This is a genomic window from Faecalibacterium hominis (ex Afrizal et al. 2022) (assembly GCF_049545105.1).
GTDB classification, from domain to species: domain Bacteria; phylum Bacillota; class Clostridia; order Oscillospirales; family Ruminococcaceae; genus Faecalibacterium; species Faecalibacterium duncaniae.
Window position 1 is genome coordinate 2131115 of the sequence record NZ_CP186860.1, and the last position, 14153, is coordinate 2145267.

Genomic DNA, 14153 nt, shown 5'->3' on the forward strand with positions numbered 1-14153 from the left:
ACCGCTTTTCCCTCATCACAGTATGCTTTATACATGAACGATAAATCCATAATTATTTGGGGAGTCTGGATTCTCCCAGAAGGTTCGCAATGACCCCAGCAGACCCCTGTTTGCTTTTGTAATCGAGATGTGCGTAGATGTCAGCGGTGGTAGAAAAGGTGCTGTGCCCCAGCCATTCCTGAACCTGCTTCATGGATACGCCGTTCATCACCATCAGGCTGGCACAGCTGTGGCGCAGATCGTGGAAGCGGATGCGGGGCAAGCTATACTTCCGAAGCAGCCAGTCGAAGTGCTCCGTCACGAAGTTCGGGCGGATCAGCTTGCCTTCCTGATCGGTGCAGACGAAATCCAGATACTCAGTGCTGTAGCTCTTCTTGAACAGCTTGCGGTAAAGCTGCTGCTTTTCCTTCTGCTTCAGAAGTTCTTCTTCCACAGCCGGGATCAGCGGCAGAGTACGGCAGCTGGTCTTGTTCTTCATCACATCGCTGACCACAGGAACGTACTTGCCGTTCACCAACTGTTCCGTCACCTTGTGGTTAATGGTGATGGACTTGCGCTCAAAGTCGATAGACGACCACTTCAGCCCAAGCACCTCGCTGCGGCGCAGACCGTAGTAGGCTGTAATGAGGATGCACAGGTGCAGGGGGTCATCCTGCGATACTTCCAGCAGCTGCTGGACTTCATCCTTGGAGTAGAAGTTGGGCCGGAAGCTGTTCTTCTTCGGACGGTCAACTTTCAGCATCGGGTTGGTTTCCAGATAATCCTTGCGGACGGCATCCTTGAATGCCTTGCCGAAGATGGCGTGGTAGTGAATGACTGTGTTGGTGGTGTAGCCCTCCAGCAAGATCTTCTCCTGAAACTCATCCAGCACCTGCGGCGTGACCTCACACAGCTTCAAGCCCAGCGGCTCAAAATACTGCGTGATGCGCCCGGTGATCATCCGATTGTAGCTGATAAAGGTTGCAGGCTGGATGGATGCCTTGTGGACTTGCACCCACTCGTTGAGATAGTCCAGAAACAATATCTCCGACTTGTTGACGGGCTGGAGGGGCAGTGGCAGGGGCTTGGCGGTTTTAGCATCTACTTTTTCGTAGGCTCCGCCCCGCCCTGTGGGCAGCTCCCCGGTCTCATCATAGTGGAGCAATACTTCCCGGAGCATGGATTCCGCCTTGCGCTTGTTGCCCCGGACGGTCAGACCTGTGGAGATCCACTTGATCTTTCGCTTGCCGTTGGCATCATAAAGATTGATCACGAAATAGAAACGTCCATTTTTCTCTTGGACAGACCCTGTAGTTTTCATCATAAACCTCCTTTGGGTCAACAGGCGTGCTGTCCGTTGCTGCACCCACAGCATACCACATCCAGCGGCGGATTTCCAGCCGGGAAGGTGCTCTGCCCGGTGAGCAGGAACTCGATCACGCTCAGCTTCGGGATACGGTAGGTGCGGCCGATTTTAAGCGCAAACAGGCGGTGGGAACGGATCAGTTCCCCGACCGTGTGGCGGTTCAGACCAAGCATCTCCGCAGCCTGCTGAAGGCTGACGGCATCGGGGTAACCGGGAAACATCTGGGAATAGGCATCGTTAAACTTCATAGGCACTCCTTCTGTATAAGTAGTTTAAGGTCGAAAGTGTGTGCCACCTGCGGTTATATCCTTTGCAGCAAGGCTGCGGTCAGGCGGCAATGTAAAGAGAGCTGACAGTAGTTTCAACTCTCGCATCGCAGATAGACTTGCAGCCCATCTGCGTCAATATGATATAGGTCTCCCATATTTGCCCTCGGCACCCTAGGAGTGGGGAATCGTCCAGCAGCGGGCTTGCACCGCACCATTGGCATTTCAGCCACCCCGTCTTCGTCATGACCGGGCTGCGAATTACAGAAGTACCTTTTGTGAAGTACCGGATGATTGAACTATTCTGTTTTCAAAGAACGGAGTTACATAGAAAATCTTCGGAATTTAAGGCTTCCGAAAAAATTGTCCCTCTAATTGGTAGCCGACGAAAAAGGCCAAAATATAACCCGAAAAAGAAATTTGTTGAAAAGTTCTTGAAAAATATAGTTGATGTGGCCACTCGGTTAAAATAACGTCGGTCCATGGGGCGACCGATGGAGGGTGGAACTTTGCAACAACTGCAGTGCCTGAAGTTGAAAGTGGTCTTGAAAAAAGATGCCTCTATATACGAACCTTTGAAATAGGTCATTCCATAGCATCCAAGGCGATTCTGTAACCGAATTGTAATAAGCGGACAAAAGTGAACTCCTAAAAGAAGCCTTCATAATGTCAAAAAGTGTGTCACCTGCGGTCAGGTGGCAATGTAAAGAGAGCTGACAGTAGTTTCAACTCTCGCGTCGCAGATAGGCTTACAGTCCATCTGCGTCAATATGATATAGGTCTCCCATATTCGCCCTCGGCACCCTAGGAGTGGGGAATCGTCCGGCAGCGGATTCACACCGCACCATTGGCATTTCAGCCACCCCGTCTTCGTTATGACCGGGCTGCGAGTTACAGAAGTACCTTTTGTGAAGTGCCGGACGATTGAACTATTCTGTTTTCAAAGAACAGAGTTTTATAGAAAATCTTCGAAATTTAAGGCTTCCGAAAAATTGTCCCTCTAATTGGTAGGCATCGAGAAAGGCCAAAACGTAGCAATGCTTTTGAAAATTAACAAAAAAGTCACAATTTGCATTTGCAAATCGTGCGTCTGCTATTAAACGGAATTGTCATAATAATCATACGAGTACAAGCAAACATTCGTGAAAGAAGATACTCCGAAGAAATACCCCTCTATATACGAGCCTATGAAAAGGGCTATTCTGCACCCACAACTTACAATCTGTAGCCAAGATGTAATCATTCAAATCGATATTCGCCAAAAAAGAAGGCTGGATTTCTCCAGCCTTCCAAAAGAATGTATCAATAATTTTTGCTCAGAGTCTTCTCAAGCGTGTCCGCAAACCTGACATCCTGCTCCTTCGTCCGCTTTGGGCTCCCCTTGGGGTGCTTTCCGGCACGGAGGAGCTTTTTGTTTTCATAACGCCGCAGCATGAGAGCGTCTATGTTGTCGGCGGTGTATTCCAAGCCATTTTGATTCAGCACCCGGGCGCACTTGGCAAGGCACATACTCGCCAGCCCGTAGTCCTGTGTTACGACCACATCCCCCGGTTTTACCCGGTTCACCAGCGCAAAGTCCACGCTGTCAGAACCTTTATCGAATACCAACGTCTGCGCACCTTCTCGCTCGATTTGGTGAGAGGTGTCGCACAGAATGATGACCGGAACACCGAACTGTCTTGCAATCTGCAATGTCAGGTCCACCACCGGGCAGCCGTCTGCATCAATCAAAATGGTCATGTGTGTTCCTCCATCACCCACCGAAAGGCTTTCGCGGTACGCAAATCAGCGTCCTTAAAGTGCCCGCCGCTGTTCCATTCAAGCGTGCAGTCTGTGCCACGCTCTGCAAGTCGGCTGTGCAGGGTGCGGATATTATCCCCCACCGCAGCCATGACAGCGTTTTTCGTGCGCTCTTCCTTGTCGCCAAGGCTCAGATAAATGTGCTGTGCCTGTATCGGATGCTGCTGTTCAAACTCCATCCAGCCCGGAAACCAAACAGAGGGGGATGCGGCGGCGACACCATAGAACAGATCAGTCTGGGTGGATGCCCACAACGCAAACAGCCCGGCCAGTGAATAGCCGCCCAGAATGATTTTGACGTTTTCCGGGAGATGAAACTGCCGCTTCAGCGTGGGGATGACCTGTTCCATCAGAAAGCGCAGGGTGTCCATAGCATTGCCGCCAAACCCTTGCGTTCCCCACACAGCAGGGGCTTCCCATGGAGAAAGTTCATCGTTCCAACTTTCCACGGGAATTGCCGCAAACAGAAAATTCCGGCTGCTTTGCGCGATCATTGCCACTTCATGGTCCATGCTCTGCAGTTCGTGTTCGCCGGTCATTTGGAGCAGTAGGTATTCTGCATAGGCTTCGCCGCAAATGCGGCAAGGTCTGTTCCCGATTTGCATTGTCTGTGCGGTCATTGCGGCGTCCTCCCGAAAAAACTTTGATAAGCCCAGTATAGCAACTGAAAAATTATTTTGCAATTCAAAAGGCTTTCATAGCCGTAGCAAGCAGTGTCTTCGTATATACAAAGACCATTTTGCGTTGCAAAATGCTTGTTGGGAAATCCCAAACCCTTGAACTACATCCGATGGATGCAGGCTACGCGTTTTTTGCAAAACGCTCTTTCAGCACACCACAGGAATGCGCAGCCATCACGGAATTGTGATGATTACAGGGATTGGGATTGCATCCCAACAAGCGAATGAACACAGCAGAATTTTAATTCTGCGTGCGAATTTAGCCTTTGTGCGCACAAAGGCTCTGCTTGCCACGGTTATGGTTCTGCGAATGCGATTGAGAAACTTTTCATTCGCATTGCAAACCGGGTGGCACTTTTGTATAATTGGTTCAATGAACACACGCATAAAATCGGAGAGGCTGTCCGATTAAAAATTCTAAAAATGCGCTATTGCAGGCCACTGGGAGGAATAGCATGAACAAGCAGCAACTCGCATCGAAAATCTGGGAATCTGCCAACAAGATGCGCTCTAAAATCGAAGCCAACGAGTACAAGGATTACATTCTGGGCTTCATGTTTTATAAATTTCTGTCGGACAAAGAAGTCAAATGGCTGAAAGAGAATGACTGGACAGACGAATATCTGCCGGATTTGACCGAAGACGATGCCGAAACGCTGGATATCGTTCGGAAGAATGTCGGCTATTTTATCGCCTATGAAAATCTGTTTTCCACATGGATCAGCAAAGGCAGCGACTTCAAGGCTGACGACGTAACGGTAGCATTGCAGGCATTCAGCCGTTTGATTGACCCGCACCACAAAAAGGTGTTTGACGGTGTCTTTGCTACGCTGCAAACCGGCCTGTCCAAACTGGGTGAAAGCTCCGGTGCGCGGACAAAGGCCATTCGCGACCTGATCTATCTCATCAAAGATATTCCCATGGACGGCAAGCAGGATTATGATGTTCTCGGCTTTATCTACGAATATCTGATCAGCAACTTTGCAGCAAACGCAGGCAAGAAGGCCGGCGAGTTCTACACGCCGCACGAAGTTTCGCTGCTCATGTCTGAAATCGTGGCGTACCACCTGAAAGACCGGGAAGAGATCAAAATTTACGACCCCACCAGCGGTTCCGGCTCACTGCTGATCAACATTGGTCAGTGTGCCGCACGGTATATGGGCAATGGCAACAACATCAAATACTACGCACAGGAGTTGAAGGAAAACACCTACAACCTGACCCGCATGAACCTTGTCATGCGCGGCATTCTGCCCGACAACATTGTAACGCGCAACGGCGATACGCTGGAGGAAGATTGGCCGTACTTTGAAGAAAACGACCCGGTCAACACCTACGACCCGCTGTTTGTGGATGCGGTGGTATCAAATCCCCCATATTCGCAGGCGTGGAATCCGAACGACAAAGAGAACAACCCGCGCTTTTCGGATTACGGCCTTGCCCCCAAAGGCAAGGCAGACTACGCCTTTTTGCTGCACGACCTGTATCACATCCGCAATGACGGCATTGTGACCATCGTTCTGCCCCACGGTGTTCTATTCCGTGGCGGTGAAGAAGGTACAATTCGCAAAAATCTGATTGACCACAACAACATTGATGCAATCATCGGTCTGCCCGCCAATATTTTCTTCGGCACAGGCATTCCCACCATCATCATGGTGCTGCGGAAGAATAAAAAGGATTCGGACGTTCTGATTATTGATGCGTCTAAGGGCTTTGAGAAGGACGGCAAAAACAACAAGCTGCGTGCCTGTGACATCAAACGCATTGTGGATGCTTACAAGGAACGCCCGGAGAAAATCGAAAAGTTCGCACGCAGAGTATCCCGCGCAGAGATTATCCAGAATGATTACAACCTGAACATCCCCCGGTATGTGGATTCCTCGGAAAAGGCTGAGAGCTGGGATATTTACGCTTCCATGTTTGGCGGCATTCCCGAGGCCGAACTGCAAGACCTATCTGCATACTGGACTGCATTCCCGCACTTGAAAGCGGCTCTGTTCAGCCCGGACAACGAAGCGTATTGCCATCTGAATGTGCAAAACCTGAAAAACGCAGTTCTGAACCACCCGGATGTGGTGGCGTTCAAGACCGCTTTCCAGAATGCTTTCGGTGACTTTGATGCCTACTTGAAGTCCGCACTCATCGACGGCATGACGCAGCTGAATGCTGCCGGCGAGGAAGAACGCCTGAGCCGGGAGATCTTTGCACGGCTGGCAGGAATTCCGCTGGTTGACCGCTATGCAGCATACCAGCTTTTGGACGATGACTGGAAGAAAATCGCCATTGACCTTGAAATCATCCAGACCGAGGGTTTTGCCGCAACCAAGCAGGTAGACCCCAACATGGTGCTGAAAAAGGATGCCGAAGTACAGGACGGCTGGGTGGGTCATGTGCTGCCCTTTGAGTTGGTGCAGAACGTTAAAATGCACGAGGAAGTAGCAGCGCTGCGGGCAAAGGAAACCAGACTCTCCGAAATCGCCGGAGAATATGAAAGCCATCTGGACGAACTGAGCGAGGAGGACAAGGAGCAGAACTTTGTGAATGACGCAAAGGACGCCTTTGTTGCCGCTGAGGTCAAAAAGGCCATCAAGGCGCGGGAAGTAGAGCCTGCCACTTTGAGCATCCTGAAAGATGTGGACGCGCTGTTTGCCGAGGAAAAGACCCTGAAAAAGAAAGTCAAGGACGACAGTGCGGCACTCCATCAGCGCACCAAGAGCGTGATCGAGCACCTGACCGATGAAGAAGTGTGTGACCTGCTGCACCGCAAGTGGATCTTGCCCCTGATGGAAAATCTGAACAGCCTGCCGGATGCCGTTCTGGACGATTTTGTGAAGCAGTTGGATGCCGTCTGCAAGAAATACGAAACCACCTTTGAGGACGTAGAGAGCCAGATTGCCGATACCGAGCACGAATTGCTGGGGCTGCTGGACGATTTGCAGGGAAATGAATTTGACATGAAGGGCATTGCAGAACTCAAAAAGTTGCTGGGAGGTGAATGATTATGCAGGATAACGGGAAGAAACCTGCCCTCCGGTTCAAGGGCTTCACTGACCCTTGGGAACAGCGTAAGCTGGGAGAAATAGCTGTAGAAAAACTTTCTAACGGCGTTATGAACCATCCCGCTAGCAATGCTACGGGTGTACGACACATTAATGTGATTAATATGTACACCCCTGACAAAATACATTTAGAAGATTTAACGTTTAGTTCTTATGACGGCGATGTGATTCAAAAATGTAATGTCGAAATCGGTGATATTTTTCTGACGCGTAGCTCACTAAAGCCAGAGGGTATTGCCGAAGCGAATGTTTTGCTCGATGATGGAAGATTTATTTATGACGACCATCTTATCAGATTGAAAATCAACAAAAACGAATACGTTCCATTGTTTGTAAAAATAAACCTTGGCGTACCGTTCATTAAAGAGCAATTTATTTCAAAATCTAAGACGACAGCATTTACGACTATTGGACAAGATGATATTAGCGAATGCGTTGGACTTTTTCCTGAGAAAGAAGAACAACAAAAAATAGCAATCTTTTTCCACAATCTTGACACCCTTATCACCCTTCATCAGCGTAAGTATGAGAAGCTAGTGAATATCAAAAAGTCCATGCTGGACAAGATGTTCCCCCAAAATGGGGCATCTGTACCGGAAATTCGCTTCAAGGGTTTTACTGACCCTTGGGAACAGCGTAAGCTGGAAGAATATCTCGAAGTTTCAGGTCAAAAGAACTTTGAAGGAATATATACCAAAGAAGATGTCTTGTCCGTTTCGGGCGATTTTGGAATTGTGAATCAGATTGAATTTCAGGGACGTTCATTTGCAGGAGCATCCGTTGCCAATTATGGTGTGGTTGAAACCGGCGATATTGTTTACACTAAATCACCCCTGAAATCTAATCCTTATGGCATCATTAAAGCTAATAAAGGAAAAAATGGCATCGTGTCAACGTTATATGCCGTTTACAAGCCAAAACAAAGTGCCAATCCAGAATTTGTCCAGAATTATTTTGAGCAGGATGCCAGAATGAATAATTATATGCACCCACTCGTCAACAAAGACCTGCTAATAAAAGTCAAGCCCTAAAATAAGAAAATTCGCCAACCAACCGCTGCCCATGACAAACAGCATTCAAATGCTAGTCAAAACACAGCGAGGGCGACGGAGGGGATAGCAAAGCAAGCCCAGCCAGCCCCCGCAAAATCAGGATAGCATTTGAATGCTTCGGTTTGTCAAGGGTTCGCTGCGCCAGCTAAGTGGTTCTTTGGATTTAGCTCAGGCTCAAGAGGAAATTACGTCCAAAAACAAATATCCATGCTTACTGTGAGCGTTCGGAGTCCATTACAGCTTTCACTTTAGCGTAGTAGATTCGTAAGAACTTGTTGGCCGAAGCCATCATGTAAACTTTGTAGGGCTTTCCCTCTGAGCGCTTTTTGTTCATGAACTGAAAAACAGGTTCATCCTGTGGCTGTGTTTGCAAAATAACAGTCATAATCAGAAAAAGTGTTCTTCGCAAAACTGCTGAACCAACTTTGCTGATTCCTTTGTCATTCCCAACGACCTTGCCAGAGTCGTTTGGCTGCGGCTCAATTCCCGCAAAAGCAATGAGAGATTTCTTGGAGGAAAAGCGGCGGACATCTCCGATTTCGGCCATCAGCTGAGGGCCGAGAGAAGGGCCGACGCCGTACATTTCCATCACGGTGTCAAATTCAGGAAGCTGCTGAGAGAGGCGAAGCATTTCCTGCCGGAATGCAGCAACTGACTGAGATACGGCTTTCAATTGAGCGACCTGTTGCTGGATAAGGAGTTTTGAGGTGGGCGATTTCGGAAGAGAAGCGGAATTAACGGCACAGGCATAGATCTCGTCCGATTTTGAACGAGTGAAAACGTATCCGTGTTTCTGGCACCACTTCAGATATTTTTTGGCAAAAGCATTCGCAGAAAGACTTGAAACGCACTCGCTGTGCCAGAAGTCTCCAATAAAATCGACCCATTTCTCGCACCCATTGTTCTTCACGGGGCTTGAAAACAATTTATTTGCATCTGGAAAGGTCAGGTCAAGAGATGAAATCAGATTATTCTTCAGCATAGTACGAATCGCTACGGCCTGCTGGTATTGGCGATAACAATTTTTCAAAGCCAGCCGGGTATCATCTTCTGGAAGGTACTGCCGCAGCCGTGTCCACTTGTCGAGCGTATAGTTGGCGATTTTAACAGCGTCTTTTTTGTCCGTCTTGACACGTCTTAAACTGTTGTTGTCGTAGTCGTGAATTAGAACAGGGTTGACTACGGAAACAAATAAGCCCGCATCGTGTAAAACGAAAGCAACCGGTTTGTGGTAATTCCCGGTGGCTTCCAGAACAACGCGGGTCTCTCCGTCCAGAGCTTTGAGCTTCTCCGCCAGATCGTGCAGGTTCTGGGCGGTATGTAAAACTTCAAAAGGTTCGAGTACCACTTCTCCGAAGGGGCGCATAACACAAACCATGCTCTTCCCTTTGGAAACGTCAATGCCTACTGCGTTCATGATCTTTCCTCCATTTTTTGTATTTGCAACCGGAATCCATCTTTACTCGTTGCCGATTCAATCTATTGGGTGACACGAACGCTCCGCTTGGCGGTGGCTCAACCTGCTTAAAACGAATGCTACAACAAGAGAGATGGCGAACTGTCTTTGTTGCGGGCGTAACTGCCCAGGGCGCAATGCGTCAGCCGATTACTCTCTTATTGTAACTTAGGTACGAGTTGGAATGGAATATGGCTGGCTACCATATCCGGTCCCAACCCTATTGTAATAGGTGCAAAAAACGACATGAAGGTATCCGCAGAAAATGCGCTCAAGGGACAAATCGTTTTTCCTGACATCAAGGAGCAAAGAACAATCTCTGAGTTTTTCCGCAATCTTGACACCCTTATCACCCTTCATCAACGTAAGTTGGAAAAGCTGCAAAACATCAAGAAATCTTGTCTTGAAAAGATGTTTGTATAAAAACAAGTGGTGCAATTTGCCCGCAACCAGAAGATGGACGTACCGGCGTTTGTTGTTTGGCTAAGGAGCAACGCAATTTCTCTTGTCCGTTCAGAATATGCAAAACAGGCTGACGAATGAAAATCAAGGCAATGTCAAACGCTTGGAACTGCTGTGTTTTAAGACTATCGGGAGTCAAAAATCAAAATTTGAGCCGAATACGCAAAACCGAGAGTGAAATTTTCAGCGAACATTCGGTAGGCGGTGGAAAATAGCTGCTGAAAGTGTGCATTTGCTCCTACTTGGGAACAGCGTAAGCTGGATGAAGCGTTTGATTTTACAGTTCCAAATAATACGCTTTCCCGTGCTGAACTAAACCAAGAAAGTGGTTCTGTTCGGAATGTCCACTATGGCGATGTCCTGATAAAATATGGCTCTGTGTTAGACGCTCAGAACGATGAACTTCCGTTTATAACCGGGAGAAGCAAAGACGATTTCAAAGGTGCACTTCTGCAAAACGGAGATATCATCATTGCTGATACTGCTGAAGATGAAACGACCGGAAAAGTCTGTGAAATCGTCAATATTCAGGATAAAGATGTTGTGGCAGGACTTCATACGATGGTGTGTCGTCCCAAAAATAAAACAGCAGAAGGCTATTTCGGCTACTACATGAATTCAAGCTCCTATCATCACCAGCTTTTACCGTTGATGCAGGGCATTAAAGTTCTATCCCTTAGTAAAACCAATGTTCAAAAAACAACAGTGAAATACCCGAAAGATAAAGCAGAGCAACAAAAAATTGCAGATTGCCTTAGACGTATTGACACCCTTATCACCCTTCATCAGCGTAAGCTGGAAAAGCTTGTACAAATTAGAAAAGCCTTCGCAGAGAGGTGCTTTTTGCAAAGTCGAAAGGAGTTCGTTATGGCGTTTACAAAAGAAGCCGATTTTGAAGAGGCGGTGGTAAAGCTCCTGATAGAACGCGGCTGGAAAGATGGTGTGCTGAAGAACTACACCGAACAGCAGCTGATCCAGAATTGGGCGAACATCCTTTTTGAAAACAACCGTGGCATTGACCGACTGAACGATTATCCGCTGACGGATGGCGAGATGCAGCAGATCATGGAACAGGTCATGAACGCGAAAACGCCGATGAAGCTGAATAAATTTATCAACGGCAAAAGTGTGCTTATCAAGCGTGACAATCCTGACGATAAGCTGAATTTCGGCAAAGAAGTGTCCCTGAAAATCTATGACCGTCTGGAAATTGCAGCCGGACTCAGCCGCTACCAGATCGCAGAGCAGCCAAAGTTCCCCACCAAGTCCAAAATTTTGAATGACCGCCGCGGCGATTTGATGCTGCTCATCAATGGTATGCCGGTCATTCACATGGAACTGAAAAAGAGCGGTGTTTCCATCAAACGGGCTTGCAACCAGATTGAAAAATACGCGGCAGAGGGCATTTTTACGGGATTGTTCTCGCTGGTGCAGATTTTTGTGGCCATGAACCCGGAAGAAACGGTCTACTTTGCCAATCCCGGCCCGGAAGGACAATTCAACCCCAGCTACTATTTCCATTGGGCGGACTTCTACAACGAGCCGATGAACGACTGGAAAGACGTTACAACGGCACTTTTGTCTATCCCGATGGCGCATATGTTGGTGGGCTTTTATACCGTTGCCGATGGTTCCGATGGCATTTTGAAGGTGATGCGCAGTTATCAGTACTACGCTGCCAGCAAAATTTCGGATGCCGTTTCCAAGGCGAAATGGGAGAATGACCAGCAGCGCGGCGGCTACATTTGGCACACTACAGGTTCCGGCAAGACCATGACTTCTTTCAAGTCCGCTCAACTGATTGCATCTTCCAAGGATGCGGACAAAGTGATTTTTCTGATGGACCGAATCGAGTTGGGCACTCAGAGCCTGAAAGAATACCGCAACTTTGCAGAGGAAAACGAGGAGGTGCAGGCTACCGAGAACACGGATGTTCTTGTGGACAAGCTGAAAAGTACTTCGCCGTCCGATACGCTCATCGTGACTTCCATCCAGAAGATGAGCAACATCAAGGATGATGCACAAAACAAGCTGAACCCCAACGACATTGCGCTGATCAACGCAAAGCGGTTGGTTTTTATCGTGGACGAGTGCCACCGTTCCACCTTTGGCGATATGATGCAGACCATCAAGCATACATTCCCGAAAGCACTGTTCTTTGGTTTTACCGGTACGCCGATCCAAGGCGAAAACCAGAAGAAAATGAGCACCACCGCCACCGTTTTCGGCAACGAACTGCATCGGTACAGCATTGCAGACGGCATCCGGGATCACAACGTGCTGGGCTTTGACCCTTACAAGGTGCTGACCTTCAAGGACAGCGACTTGCGGAAAGCGGTCGCACTGGAAAAAGCAAAGGCATATTCTGTGGACGAAGCTCTGGCCGACCCACAGAAGAGCAAGGTGTTTTATAAGTATCTGAATCTGCCGATGGCAGGCGGAAAAGATGCGCTCGGTGAGGAGATAAAGGGCATCGAGGATTATATTCCCAACACCCAGTATGAGGGCGAAGAACACCAGAAAGCCGTGGTGGAGGACATTTGCGAGAACTGGCAGACCCAGAGCCGCAACAGCAAATTTCATGCCATTTTTGCAACCTCCAGCATCCCGGAAGCCATCCAATATTACAAGCGGTTCAGAGAAGCCGCACCATGGCTGAAAGTCACCGCACTATTTGACCCCAACATTGACAACAACGGCAAAGGCATCACCAAAGAAGAAGGGCTAAAAGAGATCGTAGAAGACTATAACGCCCGCTATGGACAGGACTTCAGCATTCCGACCTTTGCCAAGATGAAAAAGGACATTGCGGCACGGCTGGCGCACAAATTGCCCTACCAGCGCATCGAGCGCACCCCGGAAAAACAGCTTGATCTGCTAATCGTGGTGGATCAGATGCTGACAGGCTTTGACTCCAAGTGGATCAACACCCTGTATCTGGATAAAATGCTGCAATACGAAAATCTGATTCAGGCGTTCTCCCGCACCAACCGACTGTTTGGCGATGACAAACAGTTTGGCACCATCAAGTATTACCGCCGTCCGCACACGATGGAGAAAAACATCGCAGATGCGGTAAAAGAGTATTCCGGCGATAAACCGTTTGGCCTGTTTGTAGATAAACTGGACAAGAACGTGGAAAAACTGAATGCCATCTATGCGGAGATCAAAGATCTGTTTGTGTCGGCGGGCATTGAAGAGTTTTCGCAGATCCCTGCGGATATGGCAGAGAGCAAAAAGTTTGCCGACCTGTTCCAGTCCTTCAACGAAAATCTGGAAGCAGCCAAGGTGCAGGGCTTCGAGTGGGATAAGCCCATTGTGATCATCAACGAGGATGCAGATGAGAAAACGGAACTTCATGCGGACTTTGACGAGAGAACGTTCAAAGTGCTGGCACTCCGCTATAAAGAGCTGTTCACGCCGAATCCGGATGGCAGTGAAAATGACCCGGACGATGACGTTCCCTATGCGGTGAACAGCTATCTGACCACCATTGATACTGCTGACATCGACACGGATTACATGAACTCCCGCTTTGAAAAGTACCTGAAAATTTTCTATCAGGAGGGTGCAGAAGCAGAAGCCATCCATCAGGCCGAAACGGAGCTGCACAAGACCTTTGCCACCCTCTCGCAGGAAGAACAGAAATATGCGAATATTTTCCTGCACGACATTCAAAGCGGCGCAGTGGTTCCGCAGCCGGGAAAGACCTTGCGGGAGTACATTGCCGAGTACATCGCCCAAAAGCAGAACGACCAGATCCACAAAGTAGCTGAAGTTTTCGGCTTGGACGAAAAGAAGCTGCGGGCATTCATGCGTGCAAACATCACCGAAGCCAACATCAACGAGTTCGGACGTTTTGATGACTTGAAAGCCACTGTGGACAAGGCAAAAGCAAAGGCATATTTTGAGGCAATTGAGGGGACAAAACTCATTCCTCCCAAAGTGCCTGTCAAGTATGATAAACTCTTGCGCGAGTTCATCGTAAGTGGCGGATTTGACCTAAAAATGCCGAAAGAATCATAAAATG

Annotated in this window: 9 protein-coding genes and 1 pseudogene; 5 read left to right on the top strand and 5 right to left on the bottom strand. The window is 48.4% G+C overall.

Translation table 11 applies throughout. The features are described from left to right. Positions 1 to 52: 52 nt before the first annotated feature. The 4 genes from ACKXGA_RS10305 to ACKXGA_RS10320 all read right to left on the bottom strand — a co-directional run bounded on the left by ACKXGA_RS10305 (position 53) and on the right by ACKXGA_RS10320 (position 4016). Positions 53 to 1303, bottom strand: coding sequence for a tyrosine-type recombinase/integrase (locus ACKXGA_RS10305; RefSeq protein ID WP_423729440.1), 1251 nt, complete (start codon positions 1301 to 1303; stop codon positions 53 to 55). Positions 1304 to 1317: 14 nt separating this feature from the next. Further along, the gene (locus tag ACKXGA_RS10310; RefSeq protein WP_154255772.1) at positions 1318 to 1593 is read right to left on the bottom strand and encodes a helix-turn-helix domain-containing protein; all 276 of its coding nucleotides are present in this window, start codon (positions 1591 to 1593) and stop codon (positions 1318 to 1320) included. A gap of 1320 nt (positions 1594 to 2913) precedes the next feature. Next, on the bottom strand, positions 2914 to 3351 hold the full coding sequence (locus ACKXGA_RS10315; RefSeq protein ID WP_423729441.1) for a YaiI/YqxD family protein: 438 nt from the start codon (positions 3349 to 3351) through the stop codon (positions 2914 to 2916). After that, entirely contained in the window at positions 3348 to 4016 is a 669-nt protein-coding gene (locus ACKXGA_RS10320; protein ID WP_154255796.1) for an alpha/beta hydrolase, read from the bottom strand. The genes ACKXGA_RS10315 and ACKXGA_RS10320 overlap by 4 nt, the downstream gene beginning before the upstream one ends. A gap of 530 nt (positions 4017 to 4546) precedes the next feature. On the opposite strand from ACKXGA_RS10320, the gene ACKXGA_RS10325 reads away from it, so the two are divergent. Together ACKXGA_RS10325 and ACKXGA_RS10330 are read left to right on the top strand one after the other, a co-directional pair. Further along, complete coding sequence (locus ACKXGA_RS10325; RefSeq protein ID WP_423729442.1) at positions 4547 to 7093, top strand: type I restriction-modification system subunit M; 2547 nt, start codon at positions 4547 to 4549, stop codon at positions 7091 to 7093. A 2-nt stretch (positions 7094 to 7095) separates the two neighbouring features. Continuing rightward, a complete protein-coding gene (locus ACKXGA_RS10330) occupies positions 7096 to 8184 on the top strand; it encodes a restriction endonuclease subunit S (protein WP_423729443.1) in 1089 nt (362 codons plus the stop codon). Between the two features lie 232 nt (positions 8185 to 8416). Here ACKXGA_RS10330 and ACKXGA_RS10335 read toward each other — a convergent pair whose 3' ends face one another. Then, complete coding sequence (locus tag ACKXGA_RS10335) at positions 8417 to 9622, bottom strand: IS110 family transposase (RefSeq protein WP_117554713.1); 1206 nt, start codon at positions 9620 to 9622, stop codon at positions 8417 to 8419. Between the two features lie 285 nt (positions 9623 to 9907). Here ACKXGA_RS10335 and ACKXGA_RS10340 point away from each other — a divergent pair, with 285 nt between their 5' ends. The 3 genes and pseudogenes from ACKXGA_RS10340 to ACKXGA_RS10350 all read left to right on the top strand — a co-directional run bounded on the left by ACKXGA_RS10340 (position 9908) and on the right by ACKXGA_RS10350 (position 14149). Then, positions 9908 to 10084: a hypothetical protein gene (locus tag ACKXGA_RS10340; RefSeq protein WP_423729444.1), complete on the top strand. Its 177-nt coding sequence runs from the start codon at positions 9908 to 9910 to the stop codon at positions 10082 to 10084. A gap of 297 nt (positions 10085 to 10381) precedes the next feature. Then, positions 10382 to 10870: pseudogene (locus ACKXGA_RS10345) on the top strand (restriction endonuclease subunit S); the annotation flags it as partial. Between the two features lie 120 nt (positions 10871 to 10990). Further along, on the top strand, positions 10991 to 14149 hold the full coding sequence (locus tag ACKXGA_RS10350) for a type I restriction endonuclease subunit R, EcoR124 family (protein ID WP_423729445.1): 3159 nt from the start codon (positions 10991 to 10993) through the stop codon (positions 14147 to 14149). Positions 14150 to 14153: the final 4 nt, after the last annotated feature.

Bases quoted from the DNA above. Each gene is read 5' to 3' on its own strand.
- ACKXGA_RS10340 (WP_423729444.1), top strand. From the start codon at position 9,908: ATGAAGGTATCCGCAGAAAATGCGCTCAAGGGACAAATCGTTTTTCCT.
- ACKXGA_RS10335 (WP_117554713.1), bottom strand. From the start codon at position 9,622: ATGAACGCAGTAGGCATTGACGTTTCCAAAGGGAAGAGCATGGTTTGT.
- ACKXGA_RS10320 (WP_154255796.1), bottom strand. From the start codon at position 4,016: ATGCAAATCGGGAACAGACCTTGCCGCATTTGCGGCGAAGCCTATGCA.
- ACKXGA_RS10350 (WP_423729445.1), top strand. From the start codon at position 10,991: ATGGCGTTTACAAAAGAAGCCGATTTTGAAGAGGCGGTGGTAAAGCTC.
- ACKXGA_RS10325 (WP_423729442.1), top strand. From the start codon at position 4,547: ATGAACAAGCAGCAACTCGCATCGAAAATCTGGGAATCTGCCAACAAG.
- ACKXGA_RS10310 (WP_154255772.1), bottom strand. From the start codon at position 1,593: ATGAAGTTTAACGATGCCTATTCCCAGATGTTTCCCGGTTACCCCGAT.
- ACKXGA_RS10315 (WP_423729441.1), bottom strand. From the start codon at position 3,351: ATGACCATTTTGATTGATGCAGACGGCTGCCCGGTGGTGGACCTGACA.
- ACKXGA_RS10330 (WP_423729443.1), top strand. From the start codon at position 7,096: ATGCAGGATAACGGGAAGAAACCTGCCCTCCGGTTCAAGGGCTTCACT.
- ACKXGA_RS10305 (WP_423729440.1), bottom strand. From the start codon at position 1,303: ATGATGAAAACTACAGGGTCTGTCCAAGAGAAAAATGGACGTTTCTAT.